This is a genomic window from Gilliamella sp. HK2, assembly GCF_001690265.1.
GTDB classification, from domain to species: Bacteria; Pseudomonadota; Gammaproteobacteria; order Enterobacterales; family Orbaceae; genus Gilliamella; species Gilliamella apicola_C.
Map to the genome: position 1 here is coordinate 1 of NZ_LZGV01000061.1, position 25649 is coordinate 25649.

22 protein-coding genes, 5 tRNA genes and 1 pseudogene are annotated in these 25649 nt (G+C 35.9%); 9 read left to right on the top strand and 19 right to left on the bottom strand.

Going from position 1 to position 25649, the window contains the following annotated elements:
* From A9G45_RS05045 to tcdA, 7 genes are all read right to left on the bottom strand, one after another.
* Window positions 1–298: GTP-binding protein (locus A9G45_RS05045; RefSeq protein WP_255307127.1), on the bottom strand; the 298-nt coding region annotated here is incomplete at its 3' end.
* A gap of 184 nt (window positions 299–482) precedes the next feature.
* A tRNA-Thr gene (locus tag A9G45_RS05050) sits at window positions 483–558 on the bottom strand.
* 3 nt (window positions 559–561) lie between these two features.
* Window positions 562–636, bottom strand: a tRNA-Gly gene (locus A9G45_RS05055).
* 55 nt (window positions 637–691) lie between these two features.
* Window positions 692–776: transfer RNA gene (locus A9G45_RS05060), tRNA-Tyr, on the bottom strand.
* 33 nt (window positions 777–809) lie between these two features.
* Window positions 810–885, bottom strand: a tRNA-Thr gene (locus A9G45_RS05065).
* Between the two features lie 160 nt (window positions 886–1045).
* Complete coding sequence (adhE, locus tag A9G45_RS05070; protein WP_065566493.1) at window positions 1046–3742, bottom strand: bifunctional acetaldehyde-CoA/alcohol dehydrogenase; 2697 nt, start codon at window positions 3740–3742, stop codon at window positions 1046–1048.
* Window positions 3743–4042: 300 nt separating this feature from the next.
* A complete protein-coding gene (tcdA, locus tag A9G45_RS05075) occupies window positions 4043–4837 on the bottom strand; it encodes a tRNA cyclic N6-threonylcarbamoyladenosine(37) synthase TcdA (protein ID WP_065566494.1) in 795 nt (264 codons plus the stop codon).
* A 284-nt stretch (window positions 4838–5121) separates the two neighbouring features.
* On the opposite strand from tcdA, the gene A9G45_RS05080 reads away from it, so the two are divergent.
* Window positions 5122–6126: a dihydroxyacetone kinase subunit DhaK gene (locus A9G45_RS05080; RefSeq protein ID WP_065566495.1), complete on the top strand. Its 1005-nt coding sequence runs from the start codon at window positions 5122–5124 to the stop codon at window positions 6124–6126.
* A 1-nt stretch (window position 6127) separates the two neighbouring features.
* Window positions 6128–6757: a dihydroxyacetone kinase subunit DhaL gene (gene dhaL, locus A9G45_RS05085; protein ID WP_065566496.1), complete on the top strand. Its 630-nt coding sequence runs from the start codon at window positions 6128–6130 to the stop codon at window positions 6755–6757.
* A 191-nt stretch (window positions 6758–6948) separates the two neighbouring features.
* Here dhaL and A9G45_RS05090 read toward each other — a convergent pair.
* A protein-coding gene (locus A9G45_RS05090; RefSeq protein WP_141673617.1) for an IS5 family transposase occupies window positions 6949–7709 on the bottom strand; the annotation gives its coding sequence in 2 pieces (ribosomal slippage) (window positions 6949–7505 and window positions 7505–7709; 762 coding nt in all).
* A gap of 211 nt (window positions 7710–7920) precedes the next feature.
* A complete protein-coding gene (locus A9G45_RS05095; RefSeq protein ID WP_065566497.1) occupies window positions 7921–8766 on the bottom strand; it encodes a DMT family transporter in 846 nt (281 codons plus the stop codon).
* A gap of 121 nt (window positions 8767–8887) precedes the next feature.
* Between A9G45_RS05095 and A9G45_RS05105 the strand changes: the two are divergent.
* Window positions 8888–9969 (top strand): annotated as a pseudogene (locus A9G45_RS05105) (IS3 family transposase).
* A 159-nt stretch (window positions 9970–10128) separates the two neighbouring features.
* Window positions 10129–10284, top strand: coding sequence for an integrase core domain-containing protein (locus A9G45_RS14095; protein WP_141673618.1), 156 nt, complete (start codon window positions 10129–10131; stop codon window positions 10282–10284).
* A 51-nt stretch (window positions 10285–10335) separates the two neighbouring features.
* Here the strand turns inward: A9G45_RS14095 and A9G45_RS05115 are convergent, their stop codons facing one another.
* The 7 genes from A9G45_RS05115 to A9G45_RS05145 form a co-directional block, all read right to left on the bottom strand.
* Window positions 10336–10998: a class II aldolase/adducin family protein gene (locus A9G45_RS05115; RefSeq protein WP_065566498.1), complete on the bottom strand. Its 663-nt coding sequence runs from the start codon at window positions 10996–10998 to the stop codon at window positions 10336–10338.
* Between the two features lie 27 nt (window positions 10999–11025).
* Window positions 11026–13089 carry a BglG family transcription antiterminator gene (locus A9G45_RS05120; RefSeq protein ID WP_065566499.1) on the bottom strand — a complete coding sequence of 688 codons (2064 nt, stop codon included), beginning with the start codon at window positions 13087–13089 and terminating at the stop codon, window positions 11026–11028.
* A 100-nt stretch (window positions 13090–13189) separates the two neighbouring features.
* Window positions 13190–14563, bottom strand: a complete 1374-nt coding sequence (locus A9G45_RS05125; RefSeq protein ID WP_065566500.1) for a PTS galactitol transporter subunit IIC — start codon at window positions 14561–14563, stop codon at window positions 13190–13192.
* A gap of 10 nt (window positions 14564–14573) precedes the next feature.
* Window positions 14574–14852 (bottom strand): PTS sugar transporter subunit IIB, encoded by a 279-nt coding sequence (locus A9G45_RS05130; RefSeq protein ID WP_065566501.1) that lies wholly within the window; start codon window positions 14850–14852, stop codon window positions 14574–14576.
* A 9-nt stretch (window positions 14853–14861) separates the two neighbouring features.
* On the bottom strand, window positions 14862–15338 hold the full coding sequence (locus A9G45_RS05135) for a PTS sugar transporter subunit IIA (RefSeq protein ID WP_065566502.1): 477 nt from the start codon (window positions 15336–15338) through the stop codon (window positions 14862–14864).
* Window positions 15339–15901: 563 nt separating this feature from the next.
* Window positions 15902–17257, bottom strand: coding sequence for a PFL family protein (locus A9G45_RS05140; RefSeq protein WP_065566503.1), 1356 nt, complete (start codon window positions 17255–17257; stop codon window positions 15902–15904).
* A gap of 37 nt (window positions 17258–17294) precedes the next feature.
* Complete coding sequence (locus A9G45_RS05145) at window positions 17295–17564, bottom strand: ACT domain-containing protein (protein ID WP_065566504.1); 270 nt, start codon at window positions 17562–17564, stop codon at window positions 17295–17297.
* Between the two features lie 145 nt (window positions 17565–17709).
* Between A9G45_RS05145 and A9G45_RS05150 the strand changes: the two genes are divergently transcribed.
* Complete coding sequence (locus A9G45_RS05150) at window positions 17710–18924, top strand: pyridoxal phosphate-dependent aminotransferase (RefSeq protein ID WP_065566505.1); 1215 nt, start codon at window positions 17710–17712, stop codon at window positions 18922–18924.
* Between the two features lie 138 nt (window positions 18925–19062).
* Here the strand turns inward: A9G45_RS05150 and A9G45_RS05155 are convergent, their stop codons facing one another.
* On the bottom strand, window positions 19063–19821 hold the full coding sequence (locus A9G45_RS05155) for a M48 family metallopeptidase (RefSeq protein ID WP_065566506.1): 759 nt from the start codon (window positions 19819–19821) through the stop codon (window positions 19063–19065).
* A 156-nt stretch (window positions 19822–19977) separates the two neighbouring features.
* Here A9G45_RS05155 and queA point away from each other — a divergent pair, with 156 nt between their 5' ends.
* Window positions 19978–21006, top strand: coding sequence for a tRNA preQ1(34) S-adenosylmethionine ribosyltransferase-isomerase QueA (gene queA, locus A9G45_RS05160; RefSeq protein ID WP_065566507.1), 1029 nt, complete (start codon window positions 19978–19980; stop codon window positions 21004–21006).
* Window positions 21007–21114: 108 nt separating this feature from the next.
* Here queA and A9G45_RS05165 read toward each other — a convergent pair whose 3' ends face one another.
* Window positions 21115–21792 (bottom strand): M48 family metalloprotease, encoded by a 678-nt coding sequence (locus A9G45_RS05165; protein ID WP_141673619.1) that lies wholly within the window; start codon window positions 21790–21792, stop codon window positions 21115–21117.
* 138 nt (window positions 21793–21930) lie between these two features.
* On the opposite strand from A9G45_RS05165, the gene tgt reads away from it, so the two are divergent.
* The gene (gene tgt, locus A9G45_RS05170; protein WP_065566509.1) at window positions 21931–23067 is read left to right on the top strand and encodes a tRNA guanosine(34) transglycosylase Tgt; all 1137 of its coding nucleotides are present in this window, start codon (window positions 21931–21933) and stop codon (window positions 23065–23067) included.
* Window positions 23068–23151: 84 nt separating this feature from the next.
* A tRNA-Pro gene (locus A9G45_RS05175) sits at window positions 23152–23228 on the top strand.
* A 618-nt stretch (window positions 23229–23846) separates the two neighbouring features.
* Here A9G45_RS05175 and A9G45_RS05180 read toward each other — a convergent pair.
* Window positions 23847–24878 (bottom strand): LacI family DNA-binding transcriptional regulator, encoded by a 1032-nt coding sequence (locus A9G45_RS05180; RefSeq protein ID WP_065566510.1) that lies wholly within the window; start codon window positions 24876–24878, stop codon window positions 23847–23849.
* Between the two features lie 316 nt (window positions 24879–25194).
* On the opposite strand from A9G45_RS05180, the gene A9G45_RS05185 reads away from it, so the two are divergent.
* On the top strand, window positions 25195–25638 hold the full coding sequence (locus tag A9G45_RS05185) for a PTS sugar transporter subunit IIA (protein ID WP_065566511.1): 444 nt from the start codon (window positions 25195–25197) through the stop codon (window positions 25636–25638).
* Window positions 25639–25649: the final 11 nt, after the last annotated feature.

Sequence of the window (25649 nt, forward strand, 5' to 3'; positions counted from 1 at the left end):
CCATTTGTGCCGCACCAGTGATCATGTTTTTAACATAGTCAGCATGGCCTGGGCAGTCTACGTGCGCATAGTGGCGAGTTGGTGTATCGTATTCAACGTGTGAAGTATTGATGGTGATACCACGTGCTTTTTCTTCTGGTGCGTTATCGATTTGATCGAATGCACGAGCTTGACCGCCGTATTTTTTAGCAAGAACAGAAGTAATTGCTGCAGTTAAAGTTGTTTTACCATGGTCAACGTGGCCGATTGTACCAACGTTAACGTGGGGTTTTGTACGTTCAAATTTTTCTTTAGACATCGATTGTCCCTCAAATGTAATACAAATCGGTGGCGATTCACCACATTAACCAAGTATCATATTTAATATCAACATAATACTAACTTAAAATTAGCTCTGAATAATAACAGATAAAGCTATCTAGTGACAAGCATTAAAAGCAGTCAAATTTGATATTTTTAGAAGTTTAGGAGAATAACAAGAATGGTGCTGATAGGCAGATTTGAACTGCCGACCTCACCCTTACCAAGGGTGCGCTCTACCAACTGAGCTATATCAGCAATTGGAGCGGGCAGCGGGAATCGAACCCGCATCATCAGCTTGGAAGGCTGAGGTAATAGCCATTATACGATGCCCGCATGTTCAAACTCGGCTACCTAAATGCTTCAATTAGCTATTGCTAATATTAGATGATGGTGGTGGGGGAAGGATTCGAACCTTCGAAGTGTGACACGGCAGATTTACAGTCTGCTCCCTTTGGCCGCTCGGGAACCCCACCCCGAATCTTTATAAATTTGTCTACTTAGGAAAATGGTGCCGGCTGCCGGAATCGAACTGGCGACCTACTGATTACAAGTCAGTTGCTCTACCTACTGAGCTAAGCCGGCCTAAGTGCTGCGCATTATGTACTAGAACACTCAACCTTGCAAGCAAAAAAAACAAATTTTATTTTGTTTGATTAAAAAAAAATCAAAAACATAAAAAAGACCTGAAATACGAGCTATTTCAGGTCTTTTTTTAATCAATAAATCAATAAATTAATTTATATTAATTTTTTGAAGTTAGTTTTTTTTTAGACGTTTGTACACCTTTAGCGGCGGTATTGATAGCAACATCTTCGCTAATATCGCCATTGTCTTGATATGCACGTCCATAATAGGTATCAAGCAAAATTTGTTTTAATTCTGCAATTAAAGGATAACGTGGGTTTGCACCTGTACATTGGTCATCAAAAGCATCAATCGCTAGTTGATCAACTTGTGCTAAGAAAGTATTTTCATCCACGCCAAATTCTTTAATAGAAAATGGAATATCAAGATCTTTTCTTAGTTGATCTAACCAACCAATTAATTTCTCGACTTTCTTTTCATCTTTGTCAGTAGCTAAGGTTAAACCTAAATGATCAGCGATTTCTGCATAACGGCTAATGGCTTTAGGATAACCATATTGACTAAAAGTACCTTGTTTAGTTGGTTTATCCGTTGCATTAAACCGCACCACATTGCTAATTAACATTGCATTAGCCACACCATGAGGAATATGGAATGCAGCACCAATTTTGTGTGCCATAGAGTGACAAACACCTAAAAATGCTTGAGCAAATGCAACACCAGCTAATGTGGCAGCACTATGCACTTTCTCACGTGCTATTGGATTTTTAGCCCCTTCTCTATAACTTGCAGGTAGGTACGTTTTAAGCATGCTTAGCGCTTGCAACGCTTGCCCATCAGAAAACTCACTAGCCATCACAGATACATAAGCTTCTAAAGCATGAGTAACCGCATCATAACCACCGGCGGCACAAAGTGATCTTGGCATGTTCATAACTAAATTAGCATCAACAATAGCCATATGCGGAGTAATTGCATAATCCGCTAATGGATATTTTTGACCAGTTGCGTCATCAGTAACAACAGCAAATGGCGTTACTTCAGAGCCTGTACCCGATGTTGTTGTGACACAAATTAATTTTGCTTTTTGACCCATATTTGGGAAATGGCAAGCACGTTTACGAATATCCATAAAACGTAATGCTAATTCTTCAAATTTTGTTTCAGGGTGCTCATATAAAACCCACATAATTTTAGCCGCATCCATTGGCGAACCGCCACCTAGCGCAATAATCATATCTGGTTGGAATGATTGCATTGAGTCCGTACCCTTACGAACAACGCTTAAAGTGGGATCAGCTTCAACATCAAAGAAAGTTTCACAAATAACACCTTGTGCTTCTAATTGATCAGTGATTTGTTTTGAGTAACCGTTGTTAAATAAAAATTTATCGGTTACCAAAAATACACGTTTTGCGCCTTGCTCAATCACTTCATTTAAAGCAACTTGAAGCGAGCCACGTTTAAAATAGATAGAACTTGGTAATTTGTGCCATAACATATTTTCTGCTCTCTTAGCGATTGTTTTCTTATTGATTAAATGCTTCGGTCCAACATTTTCAGATACCGAGTTACCGCCCCAAGAGCCACACCCTAATGTTAAAGATGGCGCCAAATCAAAGTTATACAAATCACCAATACCGCCATGAGCTGCTGGTTGGTTAATTAAAATACGGCAAGTTTTCATTTTACTACCAAAATAAGCAATACGTTCACGGTTGCTATCTTGATCAGTATAAAGCACAGAAGTATGCCCCATCCCACCCATTTCAACTAATTTTTCCGCTTTATCAACCGCTTCTGAAAAATCTTTAGCTTTAAACATAGCAAGTGTTGGCGAAAGTTTTTCATGAGCAAATGGTTCAGACAAGTCAACCTTATTCACTTCGCCAACAAGTACTTTCGAACCAGCTGGAACTTTGAAGCCGGCCATTTCAGCAATTTTGGTCGCTGGTTGACCAACAATATTAGCATTTAACGCGCCTTTATCGTTTAAGATAATACCTTGTACTGCTTTTGTTTCTTTAGCGTTTAATACATATGCGCCATATTGGGTTAATAAACTGCGCACTTCATCATATACAGAATCAACCACAACAATTGCTTGTTCTGAAGCACAAATCATACCATTATCGAATGTCTTAGACATAAGAACAGAAGCCACAGCACGTTTTAAATCTGCTGTTTCGTCAATAACAACTGGCGTATTACCCGCTCCAACCCCTAATGCTGGTTTGCCTGAGCTGTAAGCTGCTTTTACCATACCCGGACCACCTGTTGCTAAAATAGCCGAGACATCATCGTGATGCATTAACGCATTTGATAACTCAATGGATGGTTCATCAATCCAACCAATAATGTCTTTTGGTGCACCAGCTTTAATTGCGGCATCTAATACAATTCTAGCTGCTTCAATCGTTGATTTTTTTGCTCGAGGATGAGGGGAAAATACAATTGCGTTACGAGTTTTTAAACTAATTAATGATTTAAAAATCGCAGTTGAAGTAGGGTTAGTGGTTGGAACAATTCCACAAATAATACCAAGTGGTTCTGCTATAGTAATAGTACCAAATGGTTCATTTTCAGCCACTATACCACAAGTTTTATCGTGACGGAATTTGTTTAAAATATACTCTGCAGCAAAAAGGTTCTTTATGACTTTATCTTCAACAATTCCCATTCCTGACTCAGCAACTGCCTGTTGTGCTAGTGGGATACGTGCTGCCGCTGCGGCTGTTGCGGCTGCTACAAAGATTTTGTCGACTTGCTCTTGAGTATAAGTTGAATAAGTCTCCTGTGCTTTTTTCACTCGAGCCATTAACTCATTTAACTCATTCATATTAGTTACTGCCATAGATTTCTCCTTGAAATTAAAAAATAAATCGGGATCGTTTGGCGTCTTCCTTGAAACTATTTAATGCTTAAGCATAATAACAAAACGAAATTAGCACTATCCTAAATCAGATTTTTAATTTATACAATAAGATATTAAACAAAAAAGTAGTTTAATAATAGAACAATGATTTTTAAGAAGAGAAAAAAATTGAATAATAAAAATAGCAACAGATAAACAACTATTTCTAATAAAAAATAGTTGTTATTGAAAGTAACTCATATATAAAAAAGAAGCTGTTTGCTTAGTTCAAAATATAAATCATAAATGACATAATCTATTTAATACATAACTCACAGCAACAAAACCAAAAGTTGCTGTGACTGTGGTAATTGCCCCAAATCCTGATTCGCAGTCCATTTTTTTAGGGCCGTCTGCGTCACTTTTGGTAAAACATATTTGCCCATTTTTAGCTGGATAAGTTAGTTGTTCGGTAGAATAAACACATGGAATGGCAAATTTACCTTTACTGTCCTTATTAAGTTTATAATGATTTTTCAATTTTTCGCGTAATTTAGCGGCTAATGGGTCTTGAATTGTTTTTGCTAAATCAGCAATTTTAATTTGAGTAGGATCTTTTTGCCCACCAGCTCCACCGATGGTAATCACCTTTAATTTCTGTCGCTTACAATATGCAAGTACAGCCGCTTTATCATTTACACTATCGATAGCATCAATAATATAGTGATAACGCGGTGATTGTTTTGTACCCAAATATTCACTGACATTATCTCCATTAATGAAATCATCAATTTCATTCACAACACATTCAGGATTGATTTGTAAAATTCGCTCAGCCATAACCGATGTCTTTGCTTTACCGATATTGGATTTTAATGCATGAATTTGGCGGTTAGTATTTGTAACGCAAACATCATCCATATCAATTAAGGTGATTTGACCAATGCCACTACGCACTAGCGATTCAGCAACCCAAGAACCCACGCCGCCAATACCAATCACACAAATATGCGCTTGCGAAAAGCATTGTAAAGCTGATTGTCCATAAAGCCGTGCAATGCCACTAAAACGTTGAAGATAAGATTCTGTATTCATAGATAATTCTTGATGATGGTTATACTCAAATATCAGCTTTTTTGAAAACTTTACAAATTATAACTGCAATATTCTTTTATAAACAAGTTATTAATATGTATTGGTGCTATTATGTTCTTTCAAGAATAAACAACTAAATTTCTAGCTCTCATAAAGATCAACTAAATCATCCCGATGATGCGCAATAAGTAGGATATTATTTGTCATTAATTGTATTCGTTTGAGTTATTAATTTTTCCTACAATAAATAATGTTAACAATAATTAATAGAGAGGAAATAAAGAATGCGCAACCCCAAAAAACTGCTTAATGATCCCAATAATGTAAGGCAAGAAGTCATGCAAGGGTTGATCTATGCTTATCAGGGAAAGCTAACAGCAATTTCAGAGCATTGTGCTGTTTATGGTAACCATATTGCCAATGATCAAGTTGTCATTGTATCAGGCGGTGGTACAGGTCACGAGCCGACTTTTGCTGGTTTTATCGGTAAAGGAGGTATTGATGGCTGTGCACTTGGAGAAGTTTTTACATCGCCATCGCCCGATCAAATTATTGAAGTGACCAAAGCTATAGAAAAAGGGAAAGGCGTCCTTTTTTTATATGGCAACTATTCTGGTGATGGCATGAACTTTGATATTGCAGCTGAAATATTAGCAGAAGAAAATATTGTTATCAAAACGATTCGAGCAACTGATGATATTGCTTCGGCACCATTATCTAAGATTTCTGATCGCCGTGGCGTCGCTGGTATTATGTTTTTATACAAAATTGCTGGCGCTGCCGCACAATTTGAAAAATACGACCTTGAAAATCTCTACCAAGTTGTATCGAAAGCAAACAACAATGTTCGTACCATCGGTGTCGCCCTAGATGGATGCGCATTACCTCAATCAAATCATTTCAATTTTGAATTAGATGATAACGAAATTGAAATTGGTATTGGTATTCATGGTGAAGCAGGGTTGCGTCGACAAGCTATAACATCATCTGATGAAGTTGTTAAAGAGATGATAGACAGCCTGTGTAATGATTTACCGTTTAAAAAAGGCGACCGCGTGTGTGTATTAATTAATAATTTAGGCGCACTGAGTAATGCCGAACTGTTCATTGTAACACGTAAAGTCGGTATTGAGCTGGATACACGCGGCATAATCAGCCACGATGTCGTTGTTGGCCATTTTTGTACATCCCTTGAAATGTCTGGTTTTTCAATTAGCTTAATGAAATTAGATGAAGAATTACAACATCTTTATGATTTACCTTGCCAAACACTAGGATGGAGAAAATAGAATGAATTTATTACAAGTTCGTAAAATGATGTTATTTACCGCCCAAAAAATGATCGAAAGTGAACCAACATTAACCGCTTTAGATCAATTAGTCGGCGATGGCGATCACGGCATCGGTATGAAACGTGGATTTACAGCTATCATGGTGCTACTACAAGACGAAAAATTTCAACCAACTAATATAGGTGATTTTTTTACGCAAATTGGTACAAAATTAATGATAAGTATGGGCGGAGCTTCTGGCGCTATTTTTGGTACTTTATTTAGAGCGGGCGGAAAAAGTATTACAGGCGTAACAGAGTTTGATTCTGATGTATTATCAAAACTCCTTAACGAAGGTTGGCAGGCAGTGTATCAACGCGGAAAAGCCAAACCAGGGGATAAGACTATGGTTGATGCCTTAGCCGCTAGCGCAACAACCGCAAGTCAATTAACATCTACGAAGTTAATCGATGCGCTACCTAAAATCGCACAATCTGCTATGGAAGGCGCAGAAAAAACGAAACAGATGATCGCTGTATTTGGACGAACTAAAAATTTAGGTGAACGCGCAATTGGTCACATGGATCCGGGAGCGGCTTCAATGGCGTATATCTTAAAATATATGAATGAATATATCCAAACCCAATAAAACAATAAATCCGCCGATATCATCGGCGGACATCATCATCACAATATCGATAAAATAATATTCTAAGTATCATTGATAAAATGTCTAAGTATTCAAACAACGTCTAATTTTTTAATATAAAATTTTTTACTGATTCACTATTTTTCTATTAATTGACTAGGGGCTGTTGATCTTTGCTGTACATAAATTACTCAACAATACATTGGCAGCCACATTAACATAAATGCCAGTGATACCATACTGGCATAATTCCTTTCTAACTTATCGTATCTAGTTGATATTGAACGATATTGCTTGATTCTAGCAAAGGCATTCTCGACTAAATGACGATAGCGATAAAGGCACCTATCCATACTGCTTTTATCTATATTCTTACCATAATTACGTTTAGCAATCACCGTTCGTCCGCCTTTTTGACGAACAAAGCACCGAAAAGGCTCGCTGTCATAACCTTTATCGGCTATCACTGTATTCACTTCATCGAGCTTTTCAACTAGGTTTTCTGCATAAGTGATATCATGTCGTTGTCCTTCAGAAAGCTCAAAAAAAATAGGCAAACCACCACTATCAACCGCAAGATGAATTTTAGTTGAATGACCGCCACAGCTCTGACCTATTTGCTCGGAATGCTCCGTTGCAGCGCCTGTACTATGTTGATGAGCCCTGATAATCGAGCCATCTAGGAACACCCATTCAAAATCCTCTAGTTGTGATAAATGTTTGAAAATATCAACTAATATTCCTTTTTAGACCACAAATTAAATCGCCTATAGACGGTGCTCCATCCACCAAATTCTTCTGGCAAATCTCGCCAAGGAATACCGGTTCTCATTCGGAAAAGGATCCCTTCAAACGTCATCCGATGCTCGGATTTATTATAAACTCGGCCGGTATTTTTCATTATTTGTAGTAGCTTTTCCCACCGTTTATCTGTTAGCATTGTTCTTGGCATGATGAATCGAGTTAGGGTTGTTTTTTGCAGAATTATTATAACTCACATCATGCCGTCTAAAAAACAATCACGAAAGATCAATACACCCTAATTCTTTGAATTATTTTTGATGGAAAGTTGTAACTAATTTTCCATCCGCTTTAGCAACTACAAAAAGTAAAAACTGAATTCTAAATTGTACCGAATTCAGTCTTAAAAAAGGATAAAAAAGTCATTTATTTTTAGCAAAGAAAATCCCGACTATAACAATAAATATTCCTAGAATCTCTTGGAGAGATAGATTTTCATGAAAAAGAATATAAGCATATAATGCGGAAATAACAGGCTGCATAAGAACTAATATTGATGCAAGGCTAGCAGATATTTTTCCTAGAATATAGCTAAGGCCACCTTGCCCTAGTATTTGGGAAAAAATAGCTAACCCAATAAGAGGCCATAGTTCTCTCCAACTTGTAGGGTAACTAACTCCCTCCATAATTAAACTGGCTAATAAAAGGACAACAACTGAGCCAAAGGCACTATAATACATAACTTGTACGCTAGATACTCTAGTTCTTACTTTGTAAACAATGAGTAAAAATAAGGCATAAAAAATAGATGTCATAAATGCAAGAAAATCACCAAAGACATTTCCTTCGTTAGTATTTTGTTTACCGGTGATCAGGATAAAAAGCCCTAATAAAGCTAAAAACAATCCTAGTAAAAATTTTTTTGATATTTTTTCTTTATATAAAAAATAGCAGGCCGGCACTATACTAAAAGGGACTAAATTTGCTAATAAATTTGCATTTGCGACTGTCGTATATGAGAAAGATATATTCCACAGTATTAAATCCCCTGCTAGAAATCCTCCAGAAATATAGAGTAAAAGTTTATCTTTACAGATCACTTTATTCCTTTTTTCTATTTTAAAAAAAGGATATAGTATTGGAATGCTAAACAGTACCCTATAAAAACCTGTACTAATAGGTCCTAATTCACTTAATTTGACAAAGATCCCTCCAGTGGCTAAAAATGACACAAAGAGTAATGTAAGGAAAAAATATAAATATCTCATTGAACGGCTACCTTAATATATTGTTTAGTATTTTTTATTGTTACAATGTGTAACTATCCCCTAAAATAGTACAGCAAAAAAGTAGAAAATTCTCTATGATAAAAGTAAAGAGGATTTAATTATGAAAAAAATGACTGAACATCAAATCGTCGCTATTTTAAAAGAAGCTGAAGCAGGTATTCCCGTTAAAGAGCTGTGCCGTAAATAGGGCATGGGTAATTCAACTTTCTATAAATGGCGAGAAAAATACGGCGGTATGGAAACGTCGGATATCAAACGCTTAAAGGAGCTGGAGGCTGAAAACCGCAAGCTTAAGCAGATGTTTGCCGAACTGAGCTTAAAATCTCAGCTTCAGGAAGAAATCATAAAAAAGCTTTAGTGCCGACAAAGGCACGTAAAACGTGGGCACAGCAACTACAACAAAATCATTCAGTTACTATTGCTATGAGTTGTGCCATTGTTGGCTTAAGCTGTTGTGCTTACTATTATCAACCTAAGTTACAGGATGATTCGGTGATTGTTTCGGTGTTGAATGCTATCACAGACCGGCATTTACGCTGGGGCTTTCCTAAATGCTTTAATCGTATCAGAAAGCTCGGCTATAAATGGAATCATAAGCGTGTTTATCGGGTGTATTGTGAGTTAAAACTTAATATTAGAGCTAAACGTAAAAAACGTATCCCCCAACGAACACCAGAAAAGCTATTGGTTCCTAATAAACAAGGTGAATGTTGGTCAATGGATTTTATGAGTGATAGTAGCTGTAATCAACGTCGCTTTAGGACATTCAATGTCATCGATGACTTTAATCGTGAGGCGTTAGGTATTGATATTGCAGTAAGCTTACCGGCAGGGAGAGTTACCCGTTACTTAGATAAACTGGCTGAATACCATGGCTATCCATTAAAAATACACGTCGATAATGGACCAGAATTTACAGGAAAAACCTTTATAAACTGGGCTAAATCACATGATATAGCCATTGATTATATAGCGCCCGGTAGCCCATATCAAAACGGGTACATTGAACGATTTAATCGCACCTATCGTACTGAAGTACTCGATTTATATCTTTTTAACAACTTAGCACAAGCAAGGAGAATAACCGAAGAATGGTTAACGATTTATAACACCGAAAGACCGCATGAGGCATTAAATAACATGACACCGCTCGAATATAAAACATTAAAACAGGCAGCTTAATTTTCTACGTAAGTTGTGTACTAAGTTTGGGGTATTTACAAAGTGAACACTTATTTGTTAAAACGTCCCATAGCCATCGTATTAATCAAAAATTCACCAAACCCGCCTGCCCACAAACGAATGGGAAAGCCGAAAGAGTGATACGAACTTTGAATTGCGATGTGGTATAATCAGCATATATTTAGCGATTCACAAGATAGAAAACAAAAACTGAAACGCTTTATTAATTTTTATAATACCGTTAAACCGCATAAAGCGATTTCAGGGAAAACGCCTTATGAGTTTTTAGAGGATTATTTTAACCATGAAGTGTAAACAACTCGGCGTTTTCCTACAATTAACGTATTAAAATAAATAGACTAAAAATTATTTTTTAAATTTAATTTGTGAAGGATAGGCCCAACGCTGTAACTCCTCTGACGGAAATCCACCCGGATCTTTACCGCCATTAATCAGTAAAGCGTGATAGTATATTTCAGCCATTTCTTCAATATATGCAGCTTTTAATACAGCTTCATAAGGATCTTTGTCTACGGCAATAGCACCATGCTTTTCCATTAAAATGGCATCAGCTCGTTTTATGGGTTCTATAACGCTATTTGAAAGGTCTGGTGTACCCGGTCTCCCATAGGGTGCAACAGGGATCACAGCATCTTTTAAATTAAGAATTGCACACTCATAAACAACGGCTGGAATAGGTTTTGCTAATACAGCAAATGATGTTGCAAAAATAGAATGCGTGTGTGAAATAGCAAAAACATCAGGGCGAACTTTATAAATCTCAAGATGCATTAAACATTCACTGGTTGGTCTTAATCCTGAATCGGCTTCAATAACGTTAGCATCAAGATCCATCACAACAATATCCCGAATTGTTAACAACTTTTTATCAATTGTTGTTGGCGTGACAAGAACATATCCTGACTCTTTATCACGAACGCTAGAATTACCTGCTTTATGTTTACAAAGTCCCCACTCACTCGATTTTTTAGCCATGTCGACCACATATTGTTTTTGTATCTCTAACATTGTGTAACTCCTATTTTGACAAGATATTCATTGATAATTGGCAAACAACTCCCAAATTTCATTGCTATTTTTGGCATTTCGTATGCGCGTTGCGCCTTCGTGAAATTCTAATAATTCATTTAATTGGGCAAGTGCTTTAAGGTGTTTTTGTGGATTATTTGTTGCTAAAACAACAATTAAATCAGCCTGCATATAACCGCAAATATTGATTCTTTCCGATAGCTTAAGTAATGACATAGCGACTTTATTCACACCATCATCAATACCTGCATGAGCAATAATTAGCCCATCTACCAGCATAATGTAAGGTTGTTCAAATTGGATTTTGTTAACCATTCTTTCAAGGTAGCAACTTTCTATGGATTGGTCGTTTAACAGCGGTTGTGCAGCTAAAGCCAATGCACTTTCCCATGTTATATCCCTTTTTTGTGTAATATTGATATGCTCTTTTTCCATTAAATCAGCAAGTGAAGGAGGCTCTTGGTGCGTTATTCGCACAGGGTTATCATGCACTTCATCGTTATAAAGATAAGTGGTTAATTCTTTTTGTAATGCTTTTTGATCTTTGATAAAGCTGTATTTTTCGATAATTAACATAAGCTCTTCAACCTGAATTATGCTAGGATCAATACCTTGTAAAGCCCGAATAACTTGATTACGAAAAGCATTTTTATGGAAATTATTGAGTGAAGGATTAACAATAAATAACAATTTATCAGTAAGTAAATGTGAAGTTGAAAAAATAATATCGTAATAGTGGTTATATTTCTCAAACTCACGTTTAGACATAGCATCAGAAAAATGCAATTCAGGAAGTAGTATTTGTAACGTCAAATAAAGATAAGTTGAAACCGTTGCACTATTTTCACAAACAAAAATCGCTACTTTTTTAGTTTTAATTTGATTAATTAAACCTTCGCGAGTTAACCAACCACCAAATAATACGGTAATAAAAGCGACCTCTTCATCGGGTATATTACAATGTAAAATTTTTTCGAAAGGGAAAATGACTTTTCTTACCATTTCATGTAAATGACCAAACTCTTGCAATACGATGTCATACACACTATTAATATTGGTAATGTGATACCGAATACGGTAATAAGCAGGTTTCCAATGCTGATAGATACGCTCAATGAGCTCACTTTTATCTTGAAAGGTAATGCAACTAATTTGTTCGAAACTATCAACAACTTCAACAACACTTTCTAATAACACCGCATCTAAATGAAAATATTTATCAGATAGCGTTTGTATATTAGAACTTTGAACTAACACCATTAAAAAAATTTGCTCATTAAGATCACAAATACCGAATCGTTCAATGAGTTTTTTCAATAATTGAAAATCACGACTATTGGCTACTTCAGTATAGTTGTCTGGCAAAAGCTCAATTTTTTTATCTGTTTCTATGCGTTGTAACATAAAACAAATAAAGTAAGTCAGCTCTTGCAATTGCTCATCAGTAAAAACAATTTTTAATTTTTTCTCTATTTCGCTAAAAACCAGCCCTACTTGTTCTAAGCGATCTTGGGTAATAGCCTCGTTTTCTCTAAAAATTTTATCGGCTATGGGCATATTAATAATTCTACGAATTAATTTTAGCAATAAATAACGTTTGTCAATTTCACTGCCGACAATACGATAACCATTTTCACGGTCATAATTGATTTGTAAATGATACTGAACAATTACGGCTTGTATTTTTTTAATATCATTGATCACCGTATTTTGGCTAACAGTAAGAGACGAGGACAGATGCATTAATGAAAGCCTCTCTGTCCTAATTAATAAAAAAAATAGCAGTAAATGAATTCGCTCATCTTCAGAATAAATATAACGACCAATATCAAGAGAGATTGGCTCATTTCTAAATGTTTCGATAACTAATTTTGGAACACTAAATTTACCAGTTTTAAACCGTTTAATTAGTTCAAGATGAGATGACTCAAGGAAATCATTAATTTTTTTAATAGTATAACTAAGCTGTTTACGAGTTAGCCCAAATTTAGATTGAAGTTCAACGCCACTAATATTGGGATTATGAACTAATGTTTTTAAAATGGCATGAATTCGCTTATCGATAACCATATCATAACTACCTTATTGTTCATTGTCTGATGGTAACTAACATTACCATCAGGTGTACTTTAAAATATGTTCAACGAATACGTTAGCGTCCATTTATTCATTATTTCGCTATGTCTTGTATAGCTTCTTTGCGCAATTCTCGTGCATAAAAGAAATAACCTATACACCAATAAATAGCTAAAATTAATGGAACAAAATAGCCTTGCAAACATTGCCAAATAAATGAAAATGTATAAGTAAAGATAGGAGCATCAATAGAACTATTTGAAATTAACTGATTAGCAGGAATATCAATCGCTTTAGTTGTTAATCCTAAATCAGTAATGATTGGTGCAAATTGAGTTCCAACAAATAAGAAGAAAGGAACTCCAATAATGGCTAAAATCACCATTCTTAATGTGTTACCTTTAGTTAAGATATAAGCAGGAACAATAAGTGCCACATTGATAATACCCGCAAAAGGAAGAATTTTATTACCAGGTAAAATAACGGCCCAAATTAAGGTAAAAGGAATCGCAACTATTACGGTAAACCAAATTTCGCTTGAACCACCCATAAACGGCCAATCCAAACCAACAAATAATTTACGTCCAGCAAAACGTTTATTCATATAATCACTAATTGCTTCAGAAATTGGTGATAGTGCTTGCATAAATAACTTAGAAATCATTGGGAATAACATAAGCGCAGTTGCAGCTTGCACACCAAGCATTAAGATAGCTGCAACATCATAACCAGCAATAATCCCAAAAGTTGCTCCTAATAAAAAACCAATTACATGATTTTCAGCAAAAACGCCAATTTTTGAACGTAATGCTGCTGCATCCATCGGTTTATTTAACATCGGTATTTTGCGCAGAAGCAAATCAAATGGATAATAAATTGCACTGAAAAATAGCATCCTATGAGTACAAGTTACACCTGGAATACCCGTTAGTTTTTCTATTCGATGTTGATTAATATCACCAGAATTAAGCTCTAATATGATCTGAAAAGTAGCTGTAATAAAAGCAAAGACCAAAGCCATAATCGATCCTAAGATTGGCGTGGCGACAGCGGTGACAATAAAAGCGGTAAAAATTTTCCCCCACACATTCCATAAGTCAGCATTAAAGGTATCGGTTTTTTTTAGTACTAACATTAAAATATTAATACCCACTTGCAAAGGGAACATAAGAAAAGCATACGGCCAAGCCCAAGATACGTTTGCCATGGTAGTCCAGCCGCCATCAATAATGCTTAGTTCAATCCCTGTTCGTTCCATCATGGTTTGTGCAGCTGAACCAATAGCACTAACCATAAAGCCAATCAACATACTCATGCCAACAAATGCAACACCCAACGTAATTGCTGCTGAAGCGGCGTCGCTAAATTTCATGCGCACAATTAAACCCGCAATTAACATAATGAACGGCACAAAAACTGGCGCACCTAAATTTAAAATATAATTTACAATTGTTCCGAGAAAATCCATATTTGTGCTCCTATTTACAGGCATCGATAATTTTTTGTAATTCCGCTTCCATATTTATTCCTGTTAGAAAGGCAATACCATTGATGACGGGAATAGGATACTGTTTTTCAATTTTAGTTATTGCAATGTAAGCTGCACTATTTTTGATGTGAGTATCGACAGATTTCAGATCCACAACTTCTACTTTTATCTCATCAAGATTCCGTTCTTTTAATAAACGAGTAACCTTGCTGGCAACGGTTTGTGATGTAGCCACTCCACTGCCACATGCAACAATAACTTTTTTCATAATGCCTCCTTATAAATTTATATTCGATGTCAATAATGTAAAAACTTCATGCGTTGTTTTTGCGTGATAAAGTGCTTTCAAAAAAACGGGATTTACAAAGCAAGACATCAATGTTTGCAATAAATCAATATGCCCATTTTTTTGATTAAAGCCGAGTAAAAAAACAAAATTAGCTTTTAATAAGTTGTCATTGTTTGCCATTTCATACCATGGAATTGTTCCTTTAGCTCGAATAAAGAAGATAAATGGCCTAATAACATGTTCAACATCGGTATGTGGCATTGCTACCACATAAGGTTCTGTTGGTAATGCGGTAGGGAATAAAGACTCTCGTTGTTTAATTGCGTCTAAAAAGGAATGATTTACATAACCACCACTTTTTAAAATAGGAAAAGTAAAATCAAAAAATTGATTAGTATCTTGAAAGTTTTTATCTAAAAGAATCAAATCTTCAAAAAACATGTGATTGTTAGATTCATTTCCCATTTCATCCTCCCTCATTATGTGATTAGCAAACATCTAAAATATTGCGTATTTGCTATTGCTCGAATTAAAGCAGCATTAATTTAATATCATCAATTGTAGGGAATTAAGATAAAAGAGACGAATGGATTTGATGCCAAATAATATCCATGAAATTGCGCATCATAGGGAGAGTTCAATAGCCACGATTTGTTAAAAAATAGCTCGCCGCAAACGGTAAAAAAATTTTTAGATAATGGATTTATTGCAAGGCTAATTAAAGCCTTTGGGTATTAATGATAATCGCTATATCTTAACTGTTAATAGGCGTGGAGCATCAGGTGGCGAATAAAAGCTTAACCTTACGGTAAAGCGTAAAGAGCGTATTGCTAAACGAAGCGCTGAAATGCGCTACCATACATTCAAATTGATAGATGGAAGGAAAAAGGAATGAATCTAGAAATAATGAAGAGGTTATTGAAGAAACGCGTTTTGCCATTGCTAAGTAAGTTTGGCATTAAAAGTTTAATACTCTGCCAGCTTTAGTGCAGGCAGAGTAGGGGTATCAATTATTTAAAATTAATCTATTAGTTTTTAAATGAATGAATTGGAGCAGGTATTCTTCCACCACGGCGAATAAAATCACATGAGCTAAAGTTATTTACTGGCATGATGGGCGCATGACCTAGTAAGCCACCAAATTCAATGTTATCGCCTACTTTTAAACCGACAGCAGGAATAATTCGAACTGCTGTTGTTTTATGATTAATCACCCCTATTGCTGCTTCATCAGCAATGATTGCCGAAATAGTTTCAGCTGGCGTATCGCCTGGAATAGCAATCATATCTAGTCCAACAGAACAAACACAAGTCATTGCTTCTAGTTTTTCAAGATTCAGAGCGCCATTATTTACCGCATCAATCATACCCGCATCTTCTGAAACAGGAATAAAGGCTCCGCTTAAACCACCCACATGACCACATGCCATGACGCCGCCTTTTTTTACTGCATCATTGAGCATAGCTAATGCTGCGGTTGTACCATGAGTGCCAACTGCTTCTAGCCCCATTTCTTCTAAAATATGGGCAACTGAATCACCAATTGCAGGGGTTGGAGCTAACGATAAATCGACGATGCCAAATTTAACGCCTAAGCGCTCAGAAGCCTCTTTACCAACGAGTTGCCCCATACGAGTAATTTTAAATGCTGTTTTTTTTATGGTTTCAGCAACAACGTCAAAAGGTTGCCCTTTGACTTTTTCAAGCGCACGCTTAACAACACCTGGGCCACTCACACCCACATTGATGACGCAATCAGCTTCACCTACGCCATGAAAAGCGCCTGCCATAAATGGATTATCTTCAACGGCATTGGCAAATACAACTAACTTCGCACATGCCATACTGCTGTTATCGGCAGTTAATTGTGCTGCTTGTTTAATAATATGCCCCATTTGCTTGACTGCATCCATATTGATTCCTGTTTGTGTAGAACCAACATTCACTGATGCGCAAACGCGTTCTGTTTGTGCAAGTGCTTGTGGAATTGAATTAATTAAAATTTCATCACCTTTGTGATAACCTTTTTGTACCAGTGCTGAAAATCCGCCAATAAAGTTAACACCAACAGCTTTAGCGGCTTCATCAAGTGTTTTGGCAAATGCAACATAATCTTTATCATCGCTTGCACCAGCAATTAACGATATGGGTGTGACAGAAATACGCTTATTGATAATGGGAATGCCAAATTCTGAGGTAATCTCCTCACCGACTTTTACCAAATGTTTAGCTAACAGCGTAATTTTGTTATAAATTTTTTGACGTGCTTTCTCGCCATCGCTATCAATACAATCAAGGAGAGAAATACCCATGGTTATTGTGCGAATATCAAGCTTTTCTTCCTCAATCATTTTAATGGTTTCGAGGATCTGTTTTGTTTCCATTAGTACTATCCTTTTATACAAAAATAGAGAATTGATATTACAAACGATGCATAGCATCAAAAATTTCTTCTCGTTGAATGTTGACTTTAACTTTTAGTTTTTCACCGGTTTGCGTCAATGTCGTTTTTACCTCATCAAAGGCCACATTGATTTTAGATAAGTCAAGCAACATAATCATCGTAAAATACTCATCCATAATTGTTTGGCTGACATCTAAAATATTAATATCTAATTCATATAATTTCTGACTAATACCGGCAATAATGCCGGTTTGATCTTTACCAATGACGGTTAAAATGGTTTTCATAACTCTCTCCGCACAAAATTCAGACAGTTAAATAATATTTATTGAGCTAGTTATAATAGCATCTTCAAAAATTATCTAAATAGGAGTAGATTGTTTTTTTCATTACATTAAAAAACGATCACAATAAAAAAGAAAGGGCGATATTATGGTAAATTTCCAAAAATCAAACAAATTGGATCACGTTTGTTACGATATTCGTGGACCAATTCTTGAGCATGCTAAAAGGCTAGAAGAAGAAGGTCAAACAATCCTTAAACTTAATATTGGAAATCCCGCCCCTTTTGGCTTTGCAGCTCCTGATGAATTGTTAGTTGATGTCATTAGAAATTTACCTTCTTCACAAGGATATTGTGACTCAAAAGGCCTTTACTCTGCCCGCAAAGCAATTATGCAACATTATCAAGCCAGAGGTATTAACAGTTTAGATGTTGAAGATATTTACATTGGCAACGGCGTATCGGAATTAATCGTCCAGTCTATGCAAGCATTGCTTAATAGTGGTGATGAAATTCTGGTACCTATGCCTGACTATCCACTATGGACTGCGGCAGTAAGTTTATCGGGCGGAAATGCGGTTCATTACTTGTGCGATGAAGAAGCAAATTGGTCACCAGATTTAGATGATATCAAACAAAAAATTACACCTAGAACAAAAGGTATTGTAATTATCAATCCCAATAACCCAACTGGTGCTGTTTATAGTAAAGAAATATTGCTTGAGGTTGCTGAAATCGCCCGTCAAAATAATCTGATTATTTTCGCTGATGAAATTTACGACAAAATTTTATATGATGATGCCGTACATCATTCAATTGCTGCATTGGCGCCTGATTTATTTGTTATTACGATGAGCGGTTTATCAAAAACATATCGAGTTGCGGGATTTAGACAAGGATGGATGGCACTTTGTGGTCCTAAGCATCACGTAAAAGGCTATATTGAAGGTCTAAATATGCTTGCTTCCATGCGCTTATGCGCCAATGTACCATTACAACATGCGATTCAAGGGGCTCTTGGTGGGTATCAAAGTATCAATGAATTTATTGTGCCAGGTGGTCGATTATATGAGCAATGTATGTTGGCGTGGCGCCTACTGAACGATATTCCGGGTGTTTCATGTACTAAGCCACAAGGTGCTTTGTATTTATTTCCCAAATTAGATCAGAAAAAATTTAACATCCATAATGATCAAAAATTGGTATTAGACTTTTTGTTACAGGAAAAAGTGTTACTTGTACAAGGAACCGGTTTTAATTGGCATAAGCCAGATCACGTTAGAATTGTTGCTTTACCATATTTAGGCGACCTTGAAGATGCAATTGGACGATTTGCTAAATTCTTATCTTCTTATAAACAATAAAAAAGTCATTGTTAAACCTTTGCTTGTTGGTTGATGGATTTTACAATAAATTCATCACCAAATTATTGCTATCAAAAACAATCAATTAGATATAAAAAAAGCGCCATGGATGACGCTTTCATAATGCAATCACAGAACTTATTTTTTTAACTCTGCAAGTTTTTTACGAATATTATCTGCACGCGCTGTTGAAGACGGATGGCTACTTAAGATTGAAGCATCACCACCACCTAACTTATCAAATGCCGTTGCAAGACCAGCTGGATTGATTTTCTTCTTAACTAAATAATCGAAAGAATAGTTATCCGCATCTTGTTCTTGTTTTTGTGAGAACTGAGCATTAATCACTGCTGATGCTAAAGCACCTAATTTAGATTTAGATAATGAAGCTATTTTTGCATTACCTGATGATGCTGCTGCATCAAGTGCCATTTCTGTTGCATAAGCTACTTGTATAGCTTTTTTACTATGACCTAAAGCAACGTGACCTAATTCGTGACCTAAAACACCTTGAATTTCGTTATCAGTCATCATGTCCATTAAACCACTGTAAACACGAACACAACCATTAGCCATTGCCCATGCATTAACATCTTTTGTGATGTATACTTTATAGTTAATAGGTGTTCCATTTAAATTATTACCGAGTGATTTAGCGATTTTATTTAATCGTTTAGTATAAGCACTATTTTTAGGTGCAATTCTAGATTCGGCATCCATTTGAGCACATGATTGTTGACTTAATGCTTTCACATCATTATCACTTAGAGTAGCAGCTTTTAAACCTTTCATGCCAAGACTAGCTAAGTCATCTGCGCCCATGTTTTTACAACCAACTAGCGACATTGCAGCAACTAAAGGAAGTGCAACTAGCAATGTTTTTTGATGTTTTTTCATATTATTTTCCTTATATTTAAATATAACTTGTAATCGGCTAACATCTGTTAGACCGTTTGAATTTTAACGCAACTATTATAATAATCAACAAATAATTACTTGCTTAGACATAATGAGAGCTTTAGACTAATGCCTCATTTTTTGAGGAATACAATTATGCAGCTATCAGATTTTGACTTCTCGCTTCCAAAAGAGCTCATTGCCAAACACCCTTCAGCAACCAGAAGTGCATGTCGACTGCTATCTCTTGATAGTCGTACAGGTAAAATTGAAGATCAGGTATTTACTGATATTATCGATAAAATTAATCCAGGTGATTTATTGATTTTTAATAACACTAAAGTGATTCCTGCTCGTTTGTATGGGAAAAAAACATCTGGAGGTAAAATAGAAATATTAATCGAAAGATTACTAGATGGTAATCGTGCTCTTGCGCATATTAAAGCCTCAAAATCACCAAAAGAAGGAACTGAGTTAATATTAGGTGAAAATGAACACATTAATGTGACCATGATAGCCCGCCACGATGCTTTATTTGAATTACAATTCCCTGATGATGTGCTCAGTATTTTGAATAAAATTGGTCATATTCCTTTACCACCTTACATCGATCGTCCTGACAACGAACAGGATCGTGAAGTTTATCAAACAGTCTATAGTAAAGTGCCTGGCGCGGTTGCCGCACCTACAGCAGGTCTTCATTTCGATAAACCTTTATTAGAAAAATTAAAACAAAAAGGCGTTGAAATGGCTTTTGTTACTTTACATGTTGGAGCGGGAACATTTCAGCCTGTTAGAGTTGAAAATATTGAGGCACATATTATGCATTCAGAATATGCTCAAGTCCCCGATTCGGTTGTCGATGCCGTATTAGCATGCAAAGCCAGAAACAATAAAGTGATCGCAGTAGGGACTACATCGGTTCGTGCTTTAGAAAGTGCCGCACAAAAGACAGGAAAAATCGCTCCTTTTTTTGACGATACCCAAATTTTTATTTATCCAGGCTATCAGTTTAAGGTTATTGACTCACTTATCACAAATTTTCACCTACCGGAATCAACTTTGATTATGCTTGTTTCTGCTTTTGCTGGTTACGAAAATACCATGAATGCTTATCAGCATGCAGTTAAAGAAAACTATCGTTTTTTTAGCTACGGTGATGCTATGTTTATTTCGGCTTCGTGATAATAAATCTTAAAAAGCGGTTAAATAAATAGCCAAATAAAATTGAGCTAAGTGCAAACCTAGTTGGCTATTATTTAACTGATCGCACAAATAGTTATTTACCACTTTTTACCGCTTTAGCCTAGCAATAATATTCTTTATTCGTTTTATTCTTGAAGGATGTGATGTTGGTTTATTGGTTGAGTGAATAGGCAATTTGGCTAGCATGTCAACTAAACTCATCGGATCTATGTTTTTACTTATTAATAAATCAAAAGCATAGTTATCAGCTTCAATTTCATATTGTTGAGCTACGTCTTCTTTAGCAATAACAACAAGTTCGCCAATTTTATCAGTCAATTCGATATAAGGCGCTTGCTTAAACAAGCTAATAGCATGTTTAAGTGCGATATGAGCCTGCTCATGGGCAAGTACTGCCTGTAACTCATTATCATTCAATAATTTCATCAAACCACTATTTACACGTATACAACCATTAGCGGTAGACCATGCATTAGGTTCAGTATTAATATAAACTTGATAATTTATCTCAATATTATTAGCCTTGCTAGGCAGGGTTTTAGCAATTTTATTGAGTCTTTGGCTTAAAGCATGGTAATCAGGAGGAATGACTGCCCGCTTATCTGTTTCAAGGCAAGCCATCTGACTAATTGAAAAAATATCATTTTCAGATAACAATTGAATCCGATCGGAAGTAATCACTTTGGGGTAAGCTTTACTTTGAATTTGACACCCAGTGAGAAAAAACATCGACCAACCTGACAATAGTAGAATAATACGTTTCAAACGATTCAAAGCCCCTTCAAATATTGTTTATTTTAGTCAAGCAAGATAAACTAGGTTCCGCAAATTAATGATGCGATTACGCATTATAACAATAATTCGCGCCAAACTGTTTATTTGGTCGCAAGAGGTTAACAAAAAATGAAATTTGAACTAGATAATACTGACGGGTTAGCTCGTCGTGGGCGAATGAAATTCGATCGCCGTGGAGTTGAATACACTGTTGAAACCCCAGCGTTTATGCCTGTAGGCACTTATGGCACGGTAAAAGGTATGACACCAGAAGAAGTTGCTGCAACAGGTGCGCAAATATTACTCGGCAATACGTTTCACTTATGGCTAAGGCCTGGGCAAGAAATCATGCGTAAACATGGTGATTTGCACGACTTTATGCAATGGAAAGGACCTATTTTAACCGATTCAGGTGGGTTTCAAGTTTTTAGTTTAGGCGATATTCGAAAAATCAAAGAAGAAGGTGTTCATTTTCGTAATCCAATTAATGGCGATTCGATTTTCTTATCGCCTGAAATTTCAATGGAAATTCAATACGACCTGGGTTCTGATATTGTAATGATTTTTGATGAATGTGCCCCCTTTCCTGCTGATTGGGATTATGTCAAAAAATCAATGGAAATGTCTTTACGTTGGGCTAAACGCAGCCGACAACGCTTTGATGAATTAGGCAACAAAAATGCACTATTTGGTATTGTGCAAGGTGGTATTCATCAAGAATTACGGGATATTTCAATTAAAGGATTAACTGAAATAGGCTTTGACGGTTACGCGGTTGGCGGGTTAGCGGTTGGTGAACCCAAGGCTGATATGCACCGTATATTAGAAGGCACTTGCCCACAATTACCCGCTGATAAACCCCGTTATTTAATGGGGGTGGGGAAACCTGAAGATTTAGTCGAAGGCGTGCGTCGTGGTATTGACATGTTCGACTGTGTGATGCCAACCCGCAATGCCCGCAATGGTCACTTATTTGTTACCAATGGTGTGATTAAAATTCGTAATGCTAAATATAAAGATGACACAACACCACTTGATCCTCATTGTGATTGCTATACGTGTAAAAATTACACTAAATCGTATCTTCATCACTTAGATAAATGTGGTGAGATTTTAGGTGCACGTTTAAATACCATTCATAATTTACGTTATTATCAACGCTTAATGGCTGAAATTCGTGAGGCGGTTGCTAACAAACGTTACGAGGATTTTGTTGTTGAATTTTATCAACGTATTGGTAAAACACCAGCACCGTTAGCAAAATAAAAATCTCAAGCCTATTTTTTGCTATATATTTTTTACTATAAGTATTGACACTTTTCAGGAAGCGCAGTATTATGCGCTTCCTAACGGCGAGTAGCGCAGCTTGGTAGCGCAACTGGTTTGGGACCAGTGGGTCGGAGGTTCGAATCCTCTCTCGCCGACCATCTCCTTTCTGACATATTAAAAAATCTACTTTCCCTTTTATCGCTATAGTTTTATAAAAAGCTAGCCATTTTGATTTTGTATTTTTATTTTTACAACAAAAAATTAAATAAAATCAATGGCTTTTCTGACTGATTTTTCAGTGCAAAATGGCTTATTTTGAGGGCTGTGTGATTTTTGGCGTTTTGCTTTTTGTGGATAAAATAAGCGACTGTTATCACATTCGATTTGGGTAGGCTTTGTGCTAAATCTCTGACTTCATGCATGGCTGTCGTGGTATATTCTGGCGCTAAATCATAACCATCAGTAACCGATTAGTGATTTAGCGATTGAGGATTTTATAGTTTAAAAATCATTCAGGAAAGACATTGATTTTATTGAAGTTTTTCTGGCTATTTTCTGGATTGAAACATGAGGTGTAATTTTAAACTCGGTGAAGTGAAGAAAATAGAAAGGTAATTTATACTCGCTACTTCACACCACCACAGTTTGGGGATTGCTATGCATGCTTCATTATTTTAAGCCTTGCTAACTAGTCGATTGGATGTATATGCAAAATATCATGACAGCTAAGTATTTAATATAACCTAGGATTTAATATAACTTGGCACTCAATGCAACTAAGTACTGTTTCTTAAACGAAGTATAGGGGCGAACGTTGATAAATCTGGTTTATGGCAATGAGTTTGAGCTTTTAACTTACTTAATAGTTGCATCGCCAAATGTTCCCCTATTTTTACAGCAGGTAAGGAGACTGTTGTTAAAGGTGGAAAACTCACTTGGCAAAACTCGTTATCACCAAATCCACTCACTGCTAATTGATGTGGCACACGGATATGCCGTCGTTGGCACTCATAAAGCACACCACAGGCTAATTCATCAGTAGTGCAAATTAAGGCATCGATTTCAGGCCAATTCAATAATATGTCAGGCAGTAATAAGCTACCTGTACTAAAATTAGCGGGCTTGGCAGCATTGATAACTCGATGGGTAGGTAGATGATAATCCAACATCGCCTTATGCCAACCATGTAAACGCTGTTGAAAGAGATAATTTTGTTGGTTGGCACACAGTAACCCAATATTTTGATAGCCTTTTTTTATTATATGTTCGGTTAGCATATACATTGCTAAACTATTATCTAACGCTATATAAAGATCTGCCGCTGTATCATATTGCTTACCAATATTCATAATAGGTATCGTTTTATTAAGATTAACATTCTCAATAATAACGTCATTTTCGACATAAAATAACAATATTGCTTCGAGATTATGGTTGTGTAAAGAATCTAACAATTTTAGTTCACGGTTATAATAATGCTCAGATTCAATAAACAATATTGTATAACCTTGTTTAATTAAATTTGCTTGTAACACATCAAGCAAAATTTGCGCAGAATGATCGTGGTTTTTGGTTGTTATAACTGCAATAACTGGGCTAGATGACGCCGAGGCTAACTGGCTAGCGGTAACATTGGGTTTATATCCTAACGCATCGATAGCAATTTGAATCTTTTTGCGAAGTTTAACAGAAACACGTTCTGGCGTGCGTAAGGCGCGTGACACGGTCATAGAGCCCACACCGGCATATTTCGCTACGTCAAATAAAGTAACCTGCCCTGTATTCCTCCGTTTTTTTGCGCTTTGCATATTTCATCCTAATTGAATTTAATCTAACCGTTCGTTTAAAAAAGACTAATTTTGACAACTGCAAGCCAGTGATGAGTGACTTATCCATTAATATGAATATTGTGAGCCACCTTTTAAAACTCAATTTTTTAATAATATTATTCTATCAACATAATTATTTTTAATGAATTTATTAGAAATGTTATCTACATCACAAAATAAATAAAAATTTATGCAAATATGATAGCGCTATCACATTTCTATTATTTTAGTTGTGGCTATTTTTAATTTATATGCTAATTTTTCAATAAATTATCAGAATTTTAATGGAGAGAAAATGCTCGCTAACTATTTAACACAGCAAACTGTGAATATTGTTGATTCTGTAAATGATTGGAAAGAAGCTATACAGCTTTGCGCATCACCATTATTAGCAAACAATACGATTTCTCCTAATTATATTGAAAAAATTTTTGAATTACACGAATCACTTGGACCTTATTATGTGTTAGCGCCTGGCATTGCAATGCCACATGCCAGACCAGAGCATGGTGTAAACCAATTAGGCTTATCAATGTTATTAGTCAAACAAGGGGTAAATTTCAATTCGGCAGATAATGATCCAGTTTATTTAATTACGTTATTAGCAGCAATTGATAGTTCTAGTCATATTGAAATATTAACGCAATTGGCAACCTTATTTGGTGAATCAAATGATATGCAAGCCATTTTTAATGCTCAACATTGCGATCAGATTTTAACTGTAACCAATCGTTATTAAATTTAATTAAA

What these genes read in the sequence shown, in the direction of transcription:
- adhE (WP_065566493.1), bottom strand. Translation starts at nt 3,742, where the DNA reads ATGGCAGTAACTAATATGAATGAGTTAAATGAGTTAATGGCTCGAGTG.
- tcdA (WP_065566494.1), bottom strand. Translation starts at nt 4,837, where the DNA reads ATGAATACAGAATCTTATCTTCAACGTTTTAGTGGCATTGCACGGCTT.
- A9G45_RS05080 (WP_065566495.1), top strand. Translation starts at nt 5,122, where the DNA reads ATGCGCAACCCCAAAAAACTGCTTAATGATCCCAATAATGTAAGGCAA.
- dhaL (WP_065566496.1), top strand. Translation starts at nt 6,128, where the DNA reads ATGAATTTATTACAAGTTCGTAAAATGATGTTATTTACCGCCCAAAAA.
- A9G45_RS05095 (WP_065566497.1), bottom strand. Translation starts at nt 8,766, where the DNA reads ATGAGATATTTATATTTTTTCCTTACATTACTCTTTGTGTCATTTTTA.
- A9G45_RS14095 (WP_141673618.1), top strand. Translation starts at nt 10,129, where the DNA reads ATGTGGTATAATCAGCATATATTTAGCGATTCACAAGATAGAAAACAA.
- A9G45_RS05115 (WP_065566498.1), bottom strand. Translation starts at nt 10,998, where the DNA reads ATGTTAGAGATACAAAAACAATATGTGGTCGACATGGCTAAAAAATCG.
- A9G45_RS05120 (WP_065566499.1), bottom strand. Translation starts at nt 13,089, where the DNA reads ATGGTTATCGATAAGCGAATTCATGCCATTTTAAAAACATTAGTTCAT.
- A9G45_RS05125 (WP_065566500.1), bottom strand. Translation starts at nt 14,563, where the DNA reads ATGGATTTTCTCGGAACAATTGTAAATTATATTTTAAATTTAGGTGCG.
- A9G45_RS05130 (WP_065566501.1), bottom strand. Translation starts at nt 14,852, where the DNA reads ATGAAAAAAGTTATTGTTGCATGTGGCAGTGGAGTGGCTACATCACAA.
- A9G45_RS05135 (WP_065566502.1), bottom strand. Translation starts at nt 15,338, where the DNA reads ATGGGAAATGAATCTAACAATCACATGTTTTTTGAAGATTTGATTCTT.
- A9G45_RS05140 (WP_065566503.1), bottom strand. Translation starts at nt 17,257, where the DNA reads ATGGAAACAAAACAGATCCTCGAAACCATTAAAATGATTGAGGAAGAA.
- A9G45_RS05145 (WP_065566504.1), bottom strand. Translation starts at nt 17,564, where the DNA reads ATGAAAACCATTTTAACCGTCATTGGTAAAGATCAAACCGGCATTATT.
- A9G45_RS05150 (WP_065566505.1), top strand. Translation starts at nt 17,710, where the DNA reads ATGGTAAATTTCCAAAAATCAAACAAATTGGATCACGTTTGTTACGAT.
- A9G45_RS05155 (WP_065566506.1), bottom strand. Translation starts at nt 19,821, where the DNA reads ATGAAAAAACATCAAAAAACATTGCTAGTTGCACTTCCTTTAGTTGCT.
- queA (WP_065566507.1), top strand. Translation starts at nt 19,978, where the DNA reads ATGCAGCTATCAGATTTTGACTTCTCGCTTCCAAAAGAGCTCATTGCC.
- tgt (WP_065566509.1), top strand. Translation starts at nt 21,931, where the DNA reads ATGAAATTTGAACTAGATAATACTGACGGGTTAGCTCGTCGTGGGCGA.
- A9G45_RS05180 (WP_065566510.1), bottom strand. Translation starts at nt 24,878, where the DNA reads ATGCAAAGCGCAAAAAAACGGAGGAATACAGGGCAGGTTACTTTATTT.
- A9G45_RS05185 (WP_065566511.1), top strand. Translation starts at nt 25,195, where the DNA reads ATGCTCGCTAACTATTTAACACAGCAAACTGTGAATATTGTTGATTCT.